This window comes from Viridibacillus sp. NPDC096237, assembly GCF_050278625.1.
Lineage (GTDB): Bacteria > Bacillota > Bacilli > Bacillales_A > Planococcaceae > Viridibacillus.
Genome location: NZ_JBNNTI010000026.1, coordinates 28,218 through 48,668 on the forward strand (window position 1 = coordinate 28,218; position 20,451 = coordinate 48,668).

The following is a 20,451-nucleotide window of genomic DNA, read 5'->3' on the forward strand; positions in this document are numbered from 1 at the left end:
GTAGAAAGGACTATAAAATGTCTAATATTGTAATTTTATTAACAACCGAAAAGCAAGGAGAACTTGCTTCTTATTATGCCTCATCTAGAGTAGAACGCAATGCGCCAGGAGTCATATTTGCTGCAAAATTAAGCGATACTTCTATCACTTCATATAAATCTGGCAAAGTGATGTTCCAAGGAAACGGAGCAGAACGGGAGTCTAGTCGATGGGGAAAACCTAATGATCCTACGACTAAAAAGACGTCGTCGAAGGGTGATAAGTTGCCTTCCAATTTTGAACAACTCTCCGTAATGGGGTCTGATGAAACAGGAACAGGTGATTATTTCGGACCTGTAACGGTAGCCGCCGTATATGTACCTGCTGATAAAATCGAACTAGTTCGTGAACTCGGTGTTAAAGACTCTAAAATGCTGACTGATGACTTTATGCGACAAATCGCGCCTGACTTAATGCGGGCATTACCTCATAGCATTCTAACCGTACGGAACGACAAATATAACACTATTCAAGCTAGAGGCTGGTCACAAGGGAAAATTAAAGCAATGATGCACAACCAAGCACTACATAACGTGCTAGGTAAAATTGCACCAAAAAAACCAGCACATATTTTAATTGACCAATTTGCGGAGCGTGGCATTTATTATAACCATCTAAAAAATGAAAAGACTATCGTTAAAGAGAATGTATTATTCGCTACAAAAGCTGAACAATTACATGTCTCAGTAGCAGCTGCCTCTATTCTAGCACGATATGCCTTCTTAAAAGAAATGGACCGCCTTGGCGATTTAGTTGGCTTTGATTTACAAAAAGGCGCAAGTAATAAAGTAGATGAAATGGCAGCACGTATTTTACTATCAAAAGGCGAAGAGACATTAAAATCAATGACAAAATGGCATTTTGCAAATACCCAAAAAGCACAAACCATTGCCGCAAAAAAACGTACAAAATAAAAAACAAGCTATTCCCCTCTTTTCATGAAGAGCAGGAATAGCTTGTTTTTATATTTTTATATTCTCCATATTCTTTTTTGCACCAAATACTCCTACGAACATCAACACTAATATGGCAATAACCGTCACTACTACCGACGACCAAAAATCACTATTATCTGGTTTTGACTCAAGCCAAGTTATGGCGTATGTACCTAACTTCCAAGGTGACACTGTCCAAAACTGCCCGATTATGCTATCGATTAATTGAAGAAAATATGTTAGTAGAATGGCTAGAGTGCCTGCAACACCCGTAGAGAATAATGCACTTGCTGTAATTGTCACCGTCACAACGAATAATACCCATAGACTATACGTACCGATGAGGGCTGCTATCCGCCAAACATCTACTTCATTATACAAAATTACAGTATAGTAGTAACTTGCAAGTAAGCCTACCAGTGTACTAAAGAGCGCAACAATCGTTGCTCCAGACCACTTACTGAAGTAATAAGAGCTAAATGAAATCGGTCGTACATATAGCAACGCTGCTGTTCGATTTTTTCTTTCCTTACTAATAGTTCCCATGAAGCTTAAGACAATAATGAGCGCAACAATGAGATGAAACTGACCGACTGTGGAGGCTATTACTTCCGCTGATGTTATATCTGTAATACCCATATCAAAGCCCTCAGGCATATTGCCAACAGCCTTCATAATATCTTCCATATAATAAAGTGTTACTGGCTGCATAACACCATATAATATAAACACAATTGGTATCCATAAAATCTTCAAGCTACGTACATGATCACGCCATTCTTTTTGTAAAAGCACACGCCATTGCATCATAGTTTCGCCACCTTCATGAAGATTTCTTCCAAGCTAGCAGATTGCTGCTCGACTTTACGAATTGCGAAGCATCCTTTTGCTAACTCCTGAATAACTTGTTGCATATTATCTGTTTGCAAAATTACGATTCTGCTTTGTTGCTCTGCACTAAATGTGCTATTACCTACAAATTGCGCAGCCTCTTCTTCTTCTTTAAACTCCACTACAATTTGACGATGTTCATATTTTGCTTTTACATCCTGTAGTGAACCTTGCTCAACTAGCTGACCAGCTTTTAAGAATAATAACTGATCCGTCATTTGCTCAGCATCATTCAAAATATGAGTTGAATATAAAATCGTCATTTCTTTTTGTAGCGATTTCATCAAATTCATCATATCTAAGCGTCCAGCTGGGTCAAGTGCGGATACTGGCTCATCCAATAAAAGCAGTTTAGGTTTATGTATAATTGCTTGAGCTAGACCCAGTCTTTGCTTCATACCGCCTGAGAACGTGCCAATTTTCTTATTTGCTGCATCTTTTAAGCCAACGAACTGAAGCATTTTCTCTGACTCTTCTTTAGCAATTTGTGCAGTTAATCCACTTAATCGTGCAGCCATAATTAGAAACTCACTCGCTGTTAGCCAAGTATTAAACTGTGGATACTGTGGCAAAAAACCAATAGATGCTCTTGGGTCCCCCTCTATTCCATCGAATTGAATATGCCCACTTGTCGGTTTTAATAATCCAGCAAGCATCGATAATATCGTTGTTTTACCTGCTCCATTCGGTCCAATCAAAGCAGTTGCCGTGCCTTTTGTTAACTCAAAAGAGATATTCTTAATCACTTCATGCTGTCCATAGTTCTTTTGCAACGCTGAAACTTGTAATAACTGGCTCATACTTGTTTCCTCCCGAAGATAAAGTAAATAATCGAACCAATAATATTTCCACAGACAATAACAATAGCCCACAGCCATTTTGGACCATTTGTTTGCGGGATTTTAACTAGATCAATTAAAGCAACAATCATCAAAATAAACTGAATAATTATAATCGGTAAAAGCATCATTAATAATGAATTCATCTTGCTCACCTCTTTTTGTTATATAATAAATATAACAGATTAGAACTTTCATGAAAAGCATAATATAAAAAAATACCTGATCAAGACAGTTCGTCTGATCAGGTATTTAGTATGAAAATTTATATGTTAACGAATTTGTGCATTTGCTTCTGCTAATGCTTTTAACACTTCGTCATGTGCTGCTACTACTTCTTCATCTGTTAAAGTACGTTCAGGTTCAAAGTATTGTAGTGAGAAGGCTACTGATTTTTTACCTTCTTCCATTTTGTCCCCTTCATATAAATCGAAGACACGAACATCTTTCAATAAAGTACCACCAGCCTGACGGATGATTGCTTCAAGATCAGCTGCCGCTGTGCTTCTATCAACAACTAGTGCAATATCACGTGACATCGATGGGAAACGTGGAACTGAAACGTAAACTAGCGCTTCAGTAGATGCGTCTAAAATAGCTGCTAAGTTCATCTCCATTACGTATGTTTCTTTTAAGCCACTTGCTTTTTGTTCAGATGGGTGCAATTGACCGATTAAACCGATGCGGTTGCCATTTAATAATACGCTAGCAGTACGACCTGGGTGTAAGCCATCTACAGTTGCACGTTCATATGTTACTGCATCTGCTAAACCTAGACGATCAAATAATCCTTCAACGATTCCTTTTAATACGAAGAAATCTACTTGTTTATGCTCACCTTGCCAAGCATGATCTACCCATTTGCCTGTGATAACAGCTGCTACATGCTCTTCTTCAAGTGGCAGCCCTTCCTCAGTTAAACCTAAGAATACAGAATCGACTTCATAAAGTGCTACAGTATCCGCTTGACGAGCGATATTATAAGAAGTTGCTTCCACTAAATGTGGGATCAAACTTTGACGTAATGTGCTACGTTCTTCACTCATTGGCATTAACAATTTTGTAACTGAAGCTGTTTCTATAGCATATTTTTGTGAAAGTGCTTCAGATGTTAATGAATAAGTAAGTGCTTGGTAAAGACCTGCACCTTCTAAGTAAGAACGTACGATACGACGCTTTGCTTGGTAAGTTGTTAAGCCACCTGGTGTAGATTCGCCAATTGGCATTGTTGCTGGAATTTCATCATAACCGTAAAGGCGTGCGATTTCTTCCACAATATCTTCTTCAATTTTAATATCTTGACGGCGAGTTGGTGCATCTACATAAAGCATGCCATTCGCAGTTTCAACATCAAATTTCAAACGTTTTAATATTGATACCATATCATCTAAAGAAATCTTCATACCAAGACGAGCATTAATAAAGTCAGGAGACACGATTACTTTTGAAGGTGTTTTATCCAATTCATCAAAAACAACTGATCCAGCTAATACTTCTCCACCAGCTAGTTCTGCTAATAATTTTGCTGCACGTTCTGCTGCAGGAATAACACGATTTGGATCAAGTCCTTTTTCAAAACGTGCACTTGCATCACTACGTAAGCCTAAGTCTTTTGATGTATATCGTACTGATAAACCTTCGAAGTATGCAGATTCAATGACAACTGTTGTTGTTCCATCATGTACTTCTGAGTTTAATCCACCCATAACACCAGCTACTGCGACAGGTTCTTTTCCATTTGTAATAACAAGGTTTTTTGCATTTAAAGTACGTTCTTTATCATCAAGAGTCGTAATTTTTTCGCCTTCATTTGCAAGACGAACAACAATTTCACCTGTTCCTAAACGGTCATAGTCAAATGCATGAAGCGGTTGACCATATTCCATTAAAATGTAATTTGTTACGTCAACTACATTGTTATGTGGACGAACACCAGCTGCCATTAGACGTTGTTGTAACCATAATGGAGACTCAGCAACTTTGACGTTTTTTACAACTTTTGCTACATACATAGGGTTTTCTGCTGGTGCATCTACACGAAGTTTTAAATAGTCAGTAGCTTTTTCAGCTGATTCTGTATAGTCTAACTCCGGTAATTTAATATCCTCCGAAAGAATTGCACCTACTTCATAAGCAACACCTAACATACTCATAGCATCAGAACGGTTTGGTGTTAAACCAAGTTCAAGCACTGTGTCATATAGACCAAGCACTTCAAGTGGGTCAGCCCCTACTGGTGTTTCTGCAGGTAATACGAAAATACCTTCACTGTAAGCTTTCGGTACTAATTTACCTTCGATACCCAGCTCTTGTAATGAACATATCATACCGTTTGATACTTCACCACGAAGTTTGGCTTTTTTGATTTTACCACCTGGTAAATGTGCACCTGGACGAGCAACGATAACTTTTTGGCCAACTGCTACGTTTGGAGCTCCACATACGATTTGTGATAATTCCTCTTCACCAAAATCAACTTGGCAAATATTTAATTTATCCGCTTCTGGATGTTTTACTTTTTCTTTCACTTCGCCGACCATTAGCTTTTTCATGCCTTCTGCTAAGTCTGCTATACCGTCAACTTCAATACCAGCGCGTGTAATTTTTTCTGCTAAAACTGCTGGCTCAAGGCCTTGTAAATCTACATATTGATCTAACCATTTTAATGATACTAGCATGATTTCCCCTCCTTACTGTTCTGTGCGATGGAATTGCGATAAGAATCTAATGTCATTTGTGTAGAAATGACGGATATCATCCACCCCATATTTCAACATTGCAATACGTTCTTGCCCCATACCAAATGCAAAGCCTGAAACTTTTTTAGGATCATACCCTGCCATTTCTAGGACGTTTGGATGTACCATACCAGCACCTAAAATTTCAATCCAACCTGTTTTTTTGCATAAGCTACAACCATCTCCACCACATTTGAAACAAGAGATATCCATCTCTACTGAAGGTTCAGTGAATGGGAAGAAACTTGGACGCAAACGAATTTCACGTTCTTGACCAAACATTTTTTTAGCGAAAAGATCCAAAGTACCTTTTAGGTCACTCATTGTAATGTTCTCACTTATTACAAGCCCTTCAATCTGATTGAATTGATGCGAGTGAGTAGCATCATCATTATCACGGCGGAATACTTTACCTGGACAGATAATTTTTACTGCAGCACCTTGTTTTTTTTCCATTGTACGTGCTTGAACAGGAGAAGTCTGTGTACGAAGTAAAATTTCTTCAGAAATATAGAATGTATCTTGCATATCACGAGCAGGGTGACCTTTTGGTAAGTTCAATGCTTCAAAGTTGTAATAGTCTTTTTCAACTTCTGGACCTTCTGCAATTTCATAACCCATGCTGATGAACAAGTCTTCAATATCTTCAACTACCTTTGTCAGTGGGTGTTTATTACCTACTTTTAAAGATCTCCCTGGTAAAGTTACATCGATAGATTCTTTTTCAAGTTGTTCTTGGATTGCTTTTTCTTCTAGTAATTGTGCGCGTGCTTCAAGCACCTCAGTTACTTCTTGACGTACGACGTTTACTAGAGCACCCATTTTAGGACGTTCCTCTGCAGGAAGTTTACCCATCCCTTTTAATAAATCCGTAATCGGACCTTTTTTACCTAAATAAGCAACACGCACATCATTCAACTCTTTAGAGTTTGATGCCGCTGCAATTTTCGCTAAAGCTTCTTCTTTTAGCTGATTTAATTGTCCTTCCATTGCCATTTAAATTCCTCCTTCCAATATAGAAAAGCAAAAACAAATTGTTTTTACTCAACATGTAAACCCTCTTTTTATGTAGATTGTGTAAAAATCTGCACAAAAAAACTCGCCCCTGAAAAGGGACGAGGACATAGTTCGCGGTACCACCCTAGTTATTGTGCCTGAACACAATCACTTCATTGAAATAACGGCTCTAAACCGGCCAACCTTTACAGCAAGTGCTGGTCCCGGTGGCTGCTAACGGAGTGAACTTCCATGTAACACAACTATATGCACGCTTGCAGTCTTTGGCGAGCACTCCCTAAAAAGTGTAGAAACATATACTTTTTCCGATCGAGGCATTTTAATTATTATTAAGCATTGTATGCAATAATAATCATTATACGCAACTAAATTGTTTTCTTCAAGGTCACTTTGCTGAAACTGAGAAGTTATATAACAAAATCCCAGAAGCCACTGCTACGTTTAAAGATTCAGCTTGCCCTAAAATCGGAATGATAACATTGGCATCAGTTTTTGCCAGTAGGTCTGGGTGAATACCATTACCTTCATTGCCCATAATAAGTGCAAATTTATCGCCTTTTTTCACTTCAGAATATACTACTGCATTATCTAAAGCTGTCCCAATTACAGGAATTAAACGGTCTTGTAAACTATCAACCCAGTCTCCCAATTCCCCTTTTACAACTGGTATATGGAAATGTGAACCTTGAGCAGAGCGTACTGTTTTTGGATTAAAAGCATCAGCGGAGCCTTTGCCCAGAATAACAGCATCAATACCAGCTGCATCTGCAGTACGAATCATTGTACCTACATTACCTGGATCTTGAACAGCATCGATTAACAATAACTTTGTCCAGCCCGCTTGTTCTTCTTCCGTTACCTCACGTTGCTTACATTGCGCGAAGATACCTTGAGGATGTTCTGTTTCAGACAATTCTTTTGCGATTGGTTGTGTTACTTCTACAACAAAAATGTCATCGATATTCCAAGAGTGTGGAATGTCCACACCTTCACGGACAATAATTGTTAGTACCTCACCATTGTTTTTAATTGCTTCTTCAACTAAATGGAAACCTTCAACGATAAATTCCCCAGAGCGTTCACGTTCTTTTCTAGTTGTCACTAGCTTTTTCCAATACTTAACTAGTGAATTTTGTGGTGATTCTATTCTTTTCATAAAATGTATACCGCCTTTAATTTTTAAATCGTTATAGTTATTTTGCCAAACTGATGATTTTCTTTTAAATATTCAAGCGCTTGTTCTGCTTCATCTAATGAGAAAGTACGATCCATCACTGGATGCGTGTTAAATTCCGCTAAATGCTCAAGGCATGCACGGAATTCATCGCGACTTCCCATTGTAGTCCCATACAATGTATATTGTCCATAGAAAAATTTTCGTAAGTCAAATTCAACAACGTCTTCTGTTGTCGCACCGAACAACACTATTTTACCACCCTTTTTCAAAACATCCAAAGAGCGATTAAAAGTTGCACGTCCAACACTCTCAATGACAATGTCGATTTGTTCTCCTTTTAATAATTCTACCCAGTCTCCGTGCGTATCAATCGCTACGTCAGCACCGATTTCAAGCGCTGCATTACGTTTTTCTTCACTTCGAGAAGAGACTATGACTCTTGCTCCTACGTTTTTAGCCATTTGGATTAAAAACGTCGCAACACCACTACCTGCTCCTGGGATAAATATGGTATTCCCTGCTTCTATTTGCCCTTTTGTAAATAATGCACGATAACCTGTTAATGGTGAAATACCAATGACAGAAGCCTCTTCAAATGAAAGGTGTGATGGCTTTCGCTCTAATTGTTCCACTGAAATGGCGATTTTCTCGGCGAATGTTCCGTTATCAGGGAAGCTTAAAATATCAAAATCAGCTGGAGGGACATCAAAATTTTCATACCAACGCAATGAAGGATTAATAATTACTTCATCGCCTACTTGCCAATCAGTCACTCCCTCACCGATTTCTTCAATAACACCTGCTGCATCAGAACCTAAAATCAGCGCCTCGCTATCATTTCCTAAACGTCCTGATGTATACAAATCTCGACGGTTTAACCCCGCAGCTTTAATCGCTACAACCGCTTCTAAAGTGCCCGCTTGCGGATTAGGTAATTCAGTTACTTTAAAAGAACCTTTTTCAAAAACAAATGCTCTGATGATAAAACAACCCCTTAGTTATGTAGTTTTTTTCACAAAATTCTCAATAGTAAATAATATCAACCATTCTAATTTTAACAAATGAATGTATAACTATCGAGCCTAACGGCAAAAATGATAATAGGAGGGATGAAGTATGAATTTTCAAATACGAGAAGCCGTTAAAACTAATGTTCAAGGTCAAAGTGCCGACGAACTGAAGAATGTTGTTGAAGATGCGATTACACGCGGTGAGGAGCATTTACTCCCTGGACTCGGTGTTTTCCTAGAAGCATGGTGGAACAATGCAGATCAACAAAAACAACAAAACTTTATGCAAGATTTAGCCAAAGCCATGGCGTAATAAAAAACTGTCCAAGCGGTGAAATACGCTCGGACAGTTTTTTCTTTTTAAGTAAGTTCAGAAACTTCCTCTTTATCTTCTTTTACATATTTACGGATTTCAAAATAATACATGAGGTTTTGTATAATAGCGATTAATAAAATGATTAGAATATACCAAAAATGATTCATAGGGATTAAGAATATTAGCACTGCTAACGGTAGTGCATAAGAAATGAAAGTATACACCTTTTGCGTTGCACGCTGTGTAACAGCACGCATCATTTCATCCTCTTCTAAGTACTCATTCGGCTGGATTCTAAACACGGATACTTTTTGTTGTGGGTGCAATTTGTTATGTTGCTTAATTTTATAAGCATATGCAGGCAAATAAATTAGAAAGAACAACGCAGACGCAGTGAAACATATTAGCCAAACACTATTGCTACTTGTTATATAAAATTCGAATGCCCCGTCTCTCCCTTTGTTCCATTCAATTGTGAAAGAATGTGTTAAACCGTACAATAAATTACCTAATAAAACAATAGCGCCAATATTCCATAACGGATACATTACTCGCAAATCATTTTTCATTCCTCTGCCTCCCCTTCTAACCAAAATAGTTCATCTACTTTAATTTGTAACTCTGTTGCAAGTTTTAAAGCTAATGTAACGGACGGTGAGAACTCCCCTTTTTCTATAAAGCCAATAGTTTGCCTTGTTACACCGACACGATTTCCTAATTCAGATTGCGAAAAGCTATGTCTTGCTCGAAGCTCCTTCACCCGATTTCTGAGCATTCTATAACCTCCAGAAGTTAAGTTTTATATGCATATTGTAACCTAAACTTAACATTATGTAAATATTTTCAATCTATTTTATAAAAAATCCCACAAAAAAAGAGAGCTCATTGGCTCTCTTTTTTTATTAAATATTAATTATCGTACTCGTGCTGCACTCGAGAACATAGATGGGTTGTATGATGCGATTTTCACGACATCACCCGTTTGCGGTGCATGTAGCCATTGTCCATTTCCGATATACATACCAACGTGATACGCCGGGCTACCAAAGAACACTAAGTCACCAGCTTGTACATCATTTGGTGAAATACGAGTACCTGCATTTTGTTGTTGACTAGACGTTCTTGGAAGACTAATACCTTCAGAACGGTAAACATATTGCATTAAACCTGAGCAATCAAAGCCTGATGGTGAAGTTCCACCCCATACATATGGTACGCCAAGGAAATTCTTCGCGTAACCAATGAGACCTGATGCATCTCCGCCAGAAGGCTTTTGATTTATTAAATTTAGAACATCATCATTTTTGTTCGATGTTTTTGTGATATTCACTACTGGTGATAAACTTACTTGCTTGTTGTCATCATCATTTGATGCTGTTTTCACTGCTTCTCTTACAGCTTTTTCTGCACGTTTTTGAGCGGCCTTTACAGCTTTTTTAGCGGCTTTTTCTTCTTTGATTGTTTTTTTCGTAGCTTTTAGTTTTGATTCAACTTTCTTTTTATCTTTTTTGATTTGCTTCATCTCTTTAGCTAAATCTTTTTTATCTTCTTTCAGCTCTGTATTTACTTTTTTAAGAGATATTTTAGAAGCAATTAGTTTGTCTTCTTTATCATCTAACTCTGTCATTAAAGATTGATCACTATTTAAAATTTGAGTAACAGCTGTTGTACGGTCGATGAAATCAGACATACCCTCAGATGATAGGAAGACATCTGCATACAACATAAATGTACTTTTGCTTTCACCTTGGATATCTCTTAGTCGTTCTTCATATAATGTTTTGCGCAATTCATATTCTGTTTGCGTTTGTTTAATGTCTTTTTTTGTTTGAGTAATTTTCTCGTTTGAGTTTTTAATTTTCTTATTTAGTCGATCAACCTTATCCATTGCTTCAATAATACTGTTATCAAGCTTTTGAATTTTTTGCTCTAGCTTTAATGCTTTTTGTTCAGCTTTTGTTGGAGCTGAGTCATTTGAAGGACTAGCGTAAGAAGGGGATACTTGTAATAGAGCAGCCGCTAAAACGGTTATTGCTAAAACGTTTTTGAATATCTTCTTCATTAATTATCATCTACTTTTCTATGTAATATTATGGGTGTTTTGCTATGTTTTTTTACTTGACTATTCTTCAGTTTATACTTCTACTATTTGAAATACAATATTTCGACATGCACTGTAATATAATTGTAATCTTTGGAGGAGATAATTTAGTTATTCTAAACTTAAATTATATCAAATTAGTACTATCCAAATTAGCTAGCGTAATATGGTGACAATATTATAATGAACTCTATTACATCATTAATTATCCGAAAATAACCATATTTCGGATTGTTCTAAAAATATAAAGTGAGGCGATTTAAAATGACAGTAACAGTCGACACCATTGCAGAAGCGTTAAAACAATTCCTTGACGGAGATCAAGTTTCTGTCAACGAGACAGTTAGAGAACTGCACGGACAAGACGAATCTTATCATGAGGCTTGCCTTCCAGATATCGTTGTATTTCCTAAAACGAAGGAGCAAGTAAGTAAGATTATGAAACTTGCCAACGAGCTAGTAGTTCCGGTAGTACCTTTTGGTCGCGGTTCTAGTTTAGAGGGCCATGTAATTCCTTATGAAAACGGAATTACAATCGACTTTTCTTTAATGGATAAAATTTTAGAAATTCGCCAAGATGATTTGCTTGTAAAAGTACAGCCTGGCGTTACTAGAATGCAGTTAAATAAAGAGTTAAAAAAACATGGGCTCTTTTTCTCTGTTGACCCGGGTGCCGACGCCACTTTAGGCGGAATGGCTGCTACAAATGCGAGTGGCACAACTGCTGTACGATATGGCGTCATGCGCGACCAAGTACGTGACTTAGAAGTTGTTTTAGCTGACGGAAGAATTATCCACACTGGTAATTTAGCTGCAAAATCATCATCTGGTTATCATTTAAATGGTTTATTTGTCGGCTCTGAAGGTACCCTCGGTTGTTTCACAGAACTTACATTAAAGGTTTATGGTATTCCAGAATTTGAAACGGCTGCCCGTGCTGTCTTTCCAACTGTCGAGAATGCAATTGCTGCTGTTACTTCTATTTTACAAGTCGGTATTCCAATTGCTCGAGTTGAATTAGTCGACGAAGAGTCTGTTCGCCAAGTAAATCATTACAGCGACACCGCTTATCCTGAAAAACCAACACTATTTATCGAATTCCACGGTAATGAAGCAGGCTTAGCACAAGATGTTTTATTTACGCGTGAAATTATGGAGGATCATGGTTGCGTGGAAATGCAGTTCGAATCGGATAACACTGCTCGCACCAAACTGTGGGATGCTCGTCACAACTTAGCATACGCTTATACACATGGTCATCCAGGTAAAAGACAGATGGTAACGGATGTGTGCGTAGCCATTTCAGATCTAGCAGATGCTGTACGTTTTGCACGTCAGCAACTAAATACTGCTAATCTTCCAGGTGGCGTATTAGGTCATGTCGGTGATGGTAACTTCCATACAATAGTTATGATTGATTTGAAAAATGCAGAAGAAATTAAAAGAGCCGATGCCTTCAATGAAGCCATCGTACAATTTGCACTAGATCGCAACGGTACTTGCACAGGAGAACACGGGGTGGGAGTTGGTAAACAAAAATACCAAGCCAAAGAACATGGCGAATCGTATAATGTCATGAAAGCTATTAAAATCTCACTTGATCCAAAGAATATTTTGAATCCAGGTAAAATTGTTCGAATTGAAGAGTAAATATTAAAATCTGATATTCCGCTTCTAATTTTTATTAGGAGCGGCATTTTTATTTGATTTTCATAATCTTCTTGAAAAATCCTTAATCATCATTATAATAAGTATATTATAAAAATATTCAGAATAGTATTTATATTCTTTTTTTATAGAGTAGTACTTACTTTTAATAGTCTTTACTTACCCTATTTGAAAATTTACAAGCAAGAGACAGAAAGGATGTTGTTCAAATGAAAACTCTTGAAACGTTTAGCACTTTTATCGGAAAATACTTTGCTGTATGGGTAATGCTTATTGCCGTAATAGCTTATTTAGCACCCACACCCTTTTTAGGATTAGGGCAATATATCACAATACTACTTGGGGTTGTCATGTTTGGAATGGGACTTACACTAAAAGCCAGTGATTTTAAATTAGTTTTGACAAAGCCGTTACCAGTATTCATCGGGATTATAGCACAGTTTACGATTATGCCTCTTACTGCACTTGCAATCGCTTATATATTGCAATTACCTTCAGAATTAGCTGCAGGTCTTGTATTACTAGGTTCTGTTCCAGGTGGGACTGCTTCTAATGTTATGGTGTATTTAGCAAAAGGAAACGTGCCCCTATCTATTACAATGACTTCTGTTTCTACATTACTTGCACCAATTTTGACACCACTATTATTATTGCTATTAGCTGGTCAATGGATGCCTGTAGATGCAAAATCAATGTTCATGTCTATTATTCAAGTTATTATCGTTCCAATCGCTCTTGGCATACTAGTTCGCAAATTCTTGCCAACTGTCGTTGATAAAAGTATTTCTATTGTGCCTTTAATTTCCGTTTTCGCAATTATTGTCATAGTATCAGCCGTGGTTTCAGGGAACCAAGATAAAATCGCTTCTGCAGGTTTACTAGTATTCTTTGCAGTATTTTTACACAACGGTGCAGGGTTATTATTAGGATACTACGCAGGCAAATTATGTGGTCTTTCTTTACAAGATCAACGGGCTATTTCTATAGAAGTAGGTATGCAAAACTCCGGATTAGGTGTCGCACTTGCTGCAGCACACTTTGGCCCCCTAGCAGCTTTACCAAGTACATTTGGAGCTGTATGGCATAATATCTCTGGACCAATTCTTGCAACATATTGGTCAAAGCGTCCAGTCCGTAATGTTGAAGTTGATAAGATTACTTCCACTGTTACACAAAAGGCCAAAAGCATATAAGATTGCTTCTCTAAAGTAAAAAAATCCCCACCAGTTATTGAGGACACTGAAAAAGTCCATAAAATGAATTTTAGCCATGGCGGAAACGAGTAATCGTTTCTGCCATGGCTTTTCTTCGATGCCGTTAATTTCCGTTCCGGCGGACGCTTTCCTGGGGACGAACTTTGAGCCTCCTCGTCGCTAACGCTCCTGCGGGGTCTTAAGATGTTCGCTAGTTCCCCAAGGAGTCGCCGCCTGCACTCCAATCAACTAGTTTTATCGTTTTTTCTGAGTTTTATTCCTTCCTATTCACACCTAACACTTTATAATAAAAGGACTAATTCAAGGTGGTGCTGTCCATGATCTCCAAGCAAGAAACATTCACTCTAAGTCCTTATCTGGTGATAAAAGAAAAATGTCCATTAAAACCAACTTCAAATGAAATCACAGAAATAAAAAAGAAGTAGGTAAAAATCAAACACAAACGTATTACTTTGACATAGAAAAATGTAAGGTTTGTCCATTATAAGTTGGCTGTTATAAAGACGGTGCCAAAAGCAAAACGTATACAATTTCCATAAAATTAACCGAACATGAGAGCAAGCAGCTTTTTAAGCAACGGAAAAATCGCGGGTTTATTTGGCCTGGAAGCCCAAGGAACTACAACAATATTTGAGGTGAATTTGAAACGTATCTTGAAGCTAATAAATGAAGAATAAGGGAAATACAAAAAAACACCGGCACTTTCTGTTCAAAATCAAACAAAAAGTGCGGGTGTTTGCTATTGAAGAACATTACATTTTAAAAATGTAAGTTTTCAGTACCCTCCAGTTATATAGATGGGAATTTAGTATGTTAATGATTATTAACATTACAATCTATTTTACACTTACTTTTTTGGTGTATAAATGGATTTATCCTTTCCATCAATGATTAATACTGATTTCCCGGGTATCTTTTCTCCTTGAGCGATGGTTTCATCTTCAGAGAAATTGGCTATTACACTCAAATCTTCTCCATATTCAGTCATTTGAACTAATCTGTCATCTGATAGAATTTTATAATCTGTCATCTCTTCCTTTATTGCTTTTTTGCTGAAATTTGACCATACTTTAGAATGGTTTATTATTGTTGTTTTGTACTTTTCCCACTCGTGTTTATCAATATGATATAGAGGTGGTACATTGTAAAGTATTTCATACAGCATTCTATTTTCAATTTCATCTTCTATTTTTAGAGTTCCCCATCCCCACCAATATGTCGTAATCACTGAATCGTTGTAAACTAACTTATATAATGGAATGGTGTAGTTGGAATCCAAAAATAGTTTCTTGTACTTATCCTTTACAGGTATTTGTTTAGAAAATAGTTCTGGAACTCCGCCAGTACTCGAATAGTATCTTCCTACATAATAATTACTCTCTTTATTTTTGCCCATATCCTCATCCATCCAGGAAAATGAGGGGGTTTCTATTCCATGTGCAAAAGCAATCGTTTTGTTAACAAAATCATTTCCACCTTCAGTTCCGACTACCATTCCCCATTCTTTTTGTAGATACTCCATTCTCTTAATTCGAGCTTGGGCATCTTCTGACTCAGTAGTAGTATGTTCTGGTGAGTAGTCATCAAAGATCTCTCCTGTACCATCTGTATCTAAAAACCATGAGTTAAATGGTAAACCAGTATTTAAGATCGACGTTACTCTTTCTTTCACACTCGGCATCGCTAATGTTGGATTCAACTTTCTACCTACACCTTGGAATCCTTCAATTTTACTTCCATCTTTTTTAGTGACGGTTGCATTTTCAAAAAGTGAAGTGTCCTTAAATTTAGCCGTTTCCCACTGCTCTTTACCTGGTTCATGGATTGAATGATACGAATCGTAAGTACCGATTAAATATCCCTGATTTTCTGCTTCTTTTACTAACTCTGGTTTAATAAAACCTTCTTGCCAGTCATCTAAACCAATCCATAAATTTGCTAATCCTGAATGCTTCATATCCTTTATGACATCTATTGTATTTGCATCTGCCCACTTTTCTATTGGATCCACTACGTTACCAAGCTCGTTTTTTAATAATCTCTTATTAAGTTCAATTAATTCTACTGGATTTAATTTGTCTATTTTCTTATTTATTAACTTTTGAATTTCTTTATCCTCTTTAGTAAATACTTCCGGATTGTAAAATTCTTTTAGTTGCATGACAGCACTTAAGCTTTTTACTATTCTATTTTTAGTATATTTGTCTACGTAATCGTAAGTATTTAAATCATCATACGCAGCTGCAAGCTCTGTCCCATCTTCAACTTTAGTAGCTAATAACTCCTGAATCCATAATTTCAGCTTATCAGGGAAACTACTTTTCAATCTTGCCCATTGTATATTTTCTTCTGAAATTACAGTTCTGTCCCAAAAATAAACATGAGGAGCACCATAAAGTTTTTCAATATTATTATTTTCTTTAGCCTTCTCATTCAATGATTTAAAGTCACCTTGCTCAATCAAATAATTTTTATAAGTTTTGGCAACATGTACTGGATTTTTTTTCGTTAAATATATTCTAAAACCATATTCCTTCTGTTGATTGATAGACGGGAACTCATGATTAAAAGTAAACTCTATATTTTTCTTTGTATCAAAAGAAATTTCATTATTGTAGGGATTTTTAATAATGTATACTAACGAATATTCATCTTTATCAACCGCAAAAAACTGCATGGAGAAAGATTCAATCAATTTCATTTTTTCTTCATTTAGATGGTCTTTCCAAACTGCATCATCGCTTGGAATGTACTTCCCTTGATTTAATGGGAGTAGATATCCATTACCTTTCACTTTCGGCCAAGCAAACGTATTTTCATCGTCTTTACTGGATTTGATGGTTACATCTACATACTTATCTTTCTTTTCGATATCAATATCAAGATCCTGTTCTGCATAGGTCCAGCTAATATTATCTTCACTGTCTTTTAAATTTGAAACTTTCATTTTCTCCAATGGTTCTGATGCCTTTTCCTTATTTCCATTGGATTCCACCTCAAGCGTAAAGGTTTCCGGATCTACACTAAAGTTAAAATCTAAATTATCTTTTTGCGTGTAGCCCACTTTGTTTGGCCTTTTTTCTTTGCCAGCGCATCCTGTAAGAAAACTAATAGCAAAGACTACAATTACCATGATAGATATTATTTTTTTCATGTATCGCACCTCCTAGTCTTAGACTAACTCGGGCTTGTTACACGAATGTGACAAAAAACTCTAACTTATTATTTTTCAATTCAAATCCATAATCCACATTGTGATTATCTAAAATGGTCTTAATAATAGGTAAACCCAATCCTGTTCCAGAAAGCTCCTTACTTCTTGATTTTTCTAGTACATAGAAAGGTCTCCAAATATTTTCTAAATCATTTTCAGTCATTTCACCTATCCCGTTAGCAATCGTCAGCTTCACGGCATTATTGGCTTTCTTTAAAGCAATTTCAATATTCTTGTCATAGGAATATTTAATGGCATTCGTAATTAAATTATCGAGTACAATATCGATTCCTTCTTTTTCAGCTTGAATCAAATATTCTCTGCTCGCATCTACATCTAGTGATAAATTAATATCGTATTCCTGCAGGATCAGCTTGTACTTCTTTGTCATTTCAATAATTCTTTTACCTATATCAAAAGTAGATTTGTTTAATGTACCATTCTCTAGTGCTGTCCAAAACAAAAGCTTCTCTATTAGAGCATTCATTTTTTCAATCTGTTCTTCAATGGTGTCTCTGTAAGTACCGTCATCCAGACCGTCCGATATTCCTTGTTCATATACTTTCACTAATGATAGTGGTGTTTTCAACTCATGGGATATGTCTGCCATTAGTTCTTTCAAACGCTTATTTTGACTATTAATTTCTTCATGAGCTTTTTCTAATTTTCCACTCATAATGTTTATACTTTTTGCTAGCTCTCCTACTTCATCATTTGTCATTATCTCTTCTTTCCTAAAATTTAAATTGGCTATATCTTGAGATAAATTTTTCAAGGATTCTAATGGTTTTGTAATTTTGTTGGATATAATCACTACTAAAAAGACAATTAACATGACAGAAATGGACATCAAAACAATATTAAATCTATTTATTATGGAAATAGTATCTTCCATATGCGGCAATGGTAATCCAATAGCGATTATATAATTATCTATTTTCATAAATTTAGTTAAAACTTTATATTTACTTACCCCTTGGTCGTATATCTTATTTACGTTTTTTTCCTGCAACTTATCCAACGTCTGTTCAGTAAGCCAAAATTTGTTTAGCTTTATTTTTTTCTTGTCAAATTCCATAATTATTCTTTCATTAATTTGATCCAAACTTCCACTTACTTCTGAATAGACAATAGTAATAGCGTATTTCTCTTCTATCTTTTTCAAATCATTTAAAAGGTTTTTCTTAGGCTCCTTGAGTATATGGCTAGCCGCCTTATCCAAAACCTTGTTTTGCTCATGAATGTAATATCTGTCTACCAAAAATATATTTGCTAGTATCGAGAATATATAAATGCAAATTACTACTGATGATATACCAATAGAAAATTTATTTCTTATTTTAATCTTCCTTCACCTCCAGGCAATATCCAATGCCTCTGTAGGTTTTAATCAGGTCATCTCCAATTTTAGTTCTTAATCTTCTGATATGAGTATCTACAGTTCTATGATCCCCCTCATAATCCAAGCCCCAAACTAAATCAATCAACTTATCCCTTGATAAAATCACGCCTTTATTTTTTATGAAGAAAAGCAATAAATCATATTCTATCTTTGTTAGTTGGATAGGTTCTTCTTCTTTATATGCTTTCTTTTCACTCTCTTTGATGAGAATATCTTTCACTTTTATTTCTTCACTCATATTCAATAGCTTTTTTACTCTTAAAATTAATATACGCGGATCAAATGGCTTTTTAATATATTCATCAGCTCCACCATGTAAGGCGTGTATTTCATCTTCATTTTGACCTTTCGCTGTTAATATTAGAACTTTAGTTTGACTGTTTTCCTTAATATATTTACATACTTCTATTCCATCAATTTTAGGCATCATCCAGTCTAAAATTGCTAGCTTAATCTTAGTTGTTTCAAAAATCTCCAACGCTTCCTGTCCATCTCCAGCTTCTAGAATATTAAAGCCTTCATCTTTTAGATAGGCTGAAAGTATTTTAACCATATGCTGTTCATCATCTGCTATTAGAATATTCATTTTATACACTCCTTTCCGATTTCATATATAGGTAAGCGTCAAATAATCCCCACCTAGCGCATAGAGGGTATTATTTGACGCTTATCTTTTAAAAGTCATTTTATAAAGTTATGTTAAACACCGATATTTCTGCAGGGTTCCAAAATCGAACGGGTATCCTCGTAGTACCAATCCCGCTATTTACATATAGATACTTATGGATACCAAGCTGATATAACCCTTTGGTGTATTTCTCTGCAAGAGGGGGCGTATATATAGCACCAATCACTGGGACATCAACTTGTCCACCGTGACTATGCCCTGCAAGTGCGACATCAATATTTTCATCTCCTACCTGGTCTATAAGGTCAGGCTGATGTAATATAAGGAGGTTCATCCCCTCATCATTTGTACCTTCATATGCTCTTTGAACATCAGGATTTCCAAGCATCGCTTCATCCAATCCTATAACATTTATTACTTTTCCATTTTCAAGATCTATAACGTTACTCTCATTAGTCAGTAACTTAAATCCAGATGAACTCATTATCTCTTCATAAAACCTAACTCCACCGCCTCCACGATCATGATTTCCCCAAACTGCATAATTTCCATATTTACTACTTAGTCTACCCAATATCGTACTTATTTTTGACCTATCTTCAAACTCAGATGGTACATCCATTAAGTCTCCAGTAAAAGCTATTACATCAGGTTCAAGTCGATTAATTTTCTCAACAAGTTTACCAAGTTGCTCTAGCGAATAATTCGGACCTAAATGCACATCTGAAAATTGCACTACCTTTAATGAACTTTCTCCTCCTGCTACGACTTCCAGTTCATATTCCTTTGTGATTAGGCGTTTCGGCTCTATCTTAAATGAATATATGACGATTCCCGCTACAACTATACTTAATACAATTAGGCATTTTATAATATTAAAAATTAATCTTTTCATACTTTCACTACCATTCTAACGTATTGTTAATAACTTTTGAATCAACACCAAAACCAAAATCTATATTTTCTACTTTCGAAAAGACCTCGTGGATTAGAATAAACTAAATCTGTTACGCGAATGTTACAAAAAACTCAAACCTATTCCCGATAGTTCCTTTGGGTTTGGAGAAGCGTCCGCTACTCCTGCGGGAAAAGCGAGACAGACGAGACCCTGCAGGAGCGCAGCGACTAAGCGGCTCGGCGCTCGCTCGCGGTAAGCTTCGGAAAACCTGATCTATCTTGTTTAAAATACAGTCTGTAGTCTATTTAATTGAATGAGTAAATAGAAAAGTAAAAGGTAGCATTTTATTGGTTTGGAGAAGCGT

The 20,451-nt window shown here is 36.3% G+C and carries 18 protein-coding genes, 1 pseudogene and 1 other annotated feature; of the genes and pseudogenes, 5 read left to right on the forward strand and 14 right to left on the reverse strand.

Translation table 11 applies throughout. The annotated features are described in order from the left end of the window. The first annotated feature begins 17 nt into the window (after nt 1-17). Complete coding sequence (gene rnhC / locus ACQKMD_RS14380; RefSeq protein ID WP_427752834.1) at nt 18-953, forward strand: ribonuclease HIII; 936 nt, start codon at nt 18-20, stop codon at nt 951-953. Between the two features lie 48 nt (nt 954-1,001). Here the strand turns inward: rnhC and ACQKMD_RS14385 are convergent, their stop codons facing one another. The 7 genes from ACQKMD_RS14385 to ACQKMD_RS14415 form a co-directional block, all read right to left on the reverse strand. Continuing rightward, a complete protein-coding gene (locus ACQKMD_RS14385) occupies nt 1,002-1,784 on the reverse strand; it encodes an ABC transporter permease (RefSeq protein WP_427752835.1) in 783 nt (260 codons plus the stop codon). Beyond that, nucleotides 1,781-2,665 (reverse strand): ATP-binding cassette domain-containing protein, encoded by an 885-nt coding sequence (locus ACQKMD_RS14390; RefSeq protein WP_427752836.1) that lies wholly within the window; start codon nt 2,663-2,665, stop codon nt 1,781-1,783. Before ACQKMD_RS14390 ends, ACQKMD_RS14385 begins: the two co-directional genes overlap by 4 nt. Next, nucleotides 2,662-2,850 carry a PLD nuclease N-terminal domain-containing protein gene (locus ACQKMD_RS14395; RefSeq protein WP_427752837.1) on the reverse strand — a complete coding sequence of 63 codons (189 nt, stop codon included), beginning with the start codon at nt 2,848-2,850 and terminating at the stop codon, nt 2,662-2,664. The genes ACQKMD_RS14390 and ACQKMD_RS14395 overlap by 4 nt, the downstream gene beginning before the upstream one ends. Before the next feature lie 126 nt (nt 2,851-2,976). Beyond that, on the reverse strand, nt 2,977-5,382 hold the full coding sequence (gene pheT / locus ACQKMD_RS14400; protein ID WP_427752838.1) for a phenylalanine--tRNA ligase subunit beta: 2,406 nt from the start codon (nt 5,380-5,382) through the stop codon (nt 2,977-2,979). 12 nt (nt 5,383-5,394) lie between these two features. Then, on the reverse strand, nt 5,395-6,432 hold the full coding sequence (pheS, locus tag ACQKMD_RS14405) for a phenylalanine--tRNA ligase subunit alpha (RefSeq protein WP_427752867.1): 1,038 nt from the start codon (nt 6,430-6,432) through the stop codon (nt 5,395-5,397). Between the two features lie 118 nt (nt 6,433-6,550). Continuing rightward, nucleotides 6,551-6,781 (reverse strand) — a binding site (T-box leader). 63 nt (nt 6,782-6,844) lie between these two features. Continuing rightward, a complete protein-coding gene (locus ACQKMD_RS14410) occupies nt 6,845-7,615 on the reverse strand; it encodes a TrmH family RNA methyltransferase (RefSeq protein ID WP_427752840.1) in 771 nt (256 codons plus the stop codon). A 23-nt stretch (nt 7,616-7,638) separates the two neighbouring features. After that, the gene (locus ACQKMD_RS14415; protein WP_427752868.1) at nt 7,639-8,616 is read right to left on the reverse strand and encodes a zinc-binding dehydrogenase; all 978 of its coding nucleotides are present in this window, start codon (nt 8,614-8,616) and stop codon (nt 7,639-7,641) included. Nucleotides 8,617-8,752: 136 nt separating this feature from the next. On the opposite strand from ACQKMD_RS14415, the gene sspI reads away from it, so the two are divergent. After that, entirely contained in the window at nt 8,753-8,959 is a 207-nt protein-coding gene (gene sspI, locus ACQKMD_RS14420) for a small acid-soluble spore protein SspI (protein ID WP_427752842.1), read from the forward strand. 47 nt (nt 8,960-9,006) lie between these two features. Here the strand turns inward: sspI and ACQKMD_RS14425 are convergent, their stop codons facing one another. From ACQKMD_RS14425 to ACQKMD_RS14435, 3 genes are all read right to left on the reverse strand, one after another. Next, nucleotides 9,007-9,531, reverse strand: coding sequence for a hypothetical protein (locus ACQKMD_RS14425; protein ID WP_427752844.1), 525 nt, complete (start codon nt 9,529-9,531; stop codon nt 9,007-9,009). Further along, nucleotides 9,528-9,737: a helix-turn-helix transcriptional regulator gene (locus ACQKMD_RS14430; RefSeq protein WP_427752846.1), complete on the reverse strand. Its 210-nt coding sequence runs from the start codon at nt 9,735-9,737 to the stop codon at nt 9,528-9,530. The genes ACQKMD_RS14425 and ACQKMD_RS14430 overlap by 4 nt, the downstream gene beginning before the upstream one ends. A 138-nt stretch (nt 9,738-9,875) precedes the next feature. After that, a complete protein-coding gene (locus ACQKMD_RS14435; protein WP_427752847.1) occupies nt 9,876-11,024 on the reverse strand; it encodes an NlpC/P60 family protein in 1,149 nt (382 codons plus the stop codon). A 303-nt stretch (nt 11,025-11,327) separates the two neighbouring features. Between ACQKMD_RS14435 and ACQKMD_RS14440 the strand changes: the two genes are divergently transcribed. The 3 genes and pseudogenes from ACQKMD_RS14440 to ACQKMD_RS14450 all read left to right on the forward strand — a co-directional run. Beyond that, nucleotides 11,328-12,713 (forward strand): FAD-binding oxidoreductase, encoded by a 1,386-nt coding sequence (locus ACQKMD_RS14440; RefSeq protein WP_427752849.1) that lies wholly within the window; start codon nt 11,328-11,330, stop codon nt 12,711-12,713. A 227-nt stretch (nt 12,714-12,940) separates the two neighbouring features. Continuing rightward, nucleotides 12,941-13,924 carry a bile acid:sodium symporter family protein gene (locus tag ACQKMD_RS14445; protein ID WP_427752851.1) on the forward strand — a complete coding sequence of 328 codons (984 nt, stop codon included), beginning with the start codon at nt 12,941-12,943 and terminating at the stop codon, nt 13,922-13,924. A gap of 433 nt (nt 13,925-14,357) precedes the next feature. Continuing rightward, nucleotides 14,358-14,622, forward strand: a pseudogene (locus ACQKMD_RS14450) (IS5/IS1182 family transposase); the annotation flags it as partial. A gap of 170 nt (nt 14,623-14,792) precedes the next feature. On the opposite strand, the gene ACQKMD_RS14455 reads toward ACQKMD_RS14450, so the two are convergent. The 4 genes from ACQKMD_RS14455 to ACQKMD_RS14470 all read right to left on the reverse strand — a co-directional run bounded on the left by ACQKMD_RS14455 (nt 14,793) and on the right by ACQKMD_RS14470 (nt 20,084). Continuing rightward, nucleotides 14,793-17,099, reverse strand: a complete 2,307-nt coding sequence (locus tag ACQKMD_RS14455) for a glycoside hydrolase (protein ID WP_427752852.1) — start codon at nt 17,097-17,099, stop codon at nt 14,793-14,795. A 37-nt stretch (nt 17,100-17,136) separates the two neighbouring features. Then, nucleotides 17,137-18,381 (reverse strand): sensor histidine kinase, encoded by a 1,245-nt coding sequence (locus ACQKMD_RS14460; protein WP_427752853.1) that lies wholly within the window; start codon nt 18,379-18,381, stop codon nt 17,137-17,139. A 118-nt stretch (nt 18,382-18,499) separates the two neighbouring features. Further along, on the reverse strand, nt 18,500-19,147 hold the full coding sequence (locus ACQKMD_RS14465) for a response regulator transcription factor (RefSeq protein WP_427752854.1): 648 nt from the start codon (nt 19,145-19,147) through the stop codon (nt 18,500-18,502). Nucleotides 19,148-19,247: 100 nt separating this feature from the next. Further along, nucleotides 19,248-20,084, reverse strand: a complete 837-nt coding sequence (locus ACQKMD_RS14470) for a metallophosphoesterase (protein ID WP_427752855.1) — start codon at nt 20,082-20,084, stop codon at nt 19,248-19,250. Nucleotides 20,085-20,451: the final 367 nt, after the last annotated feature.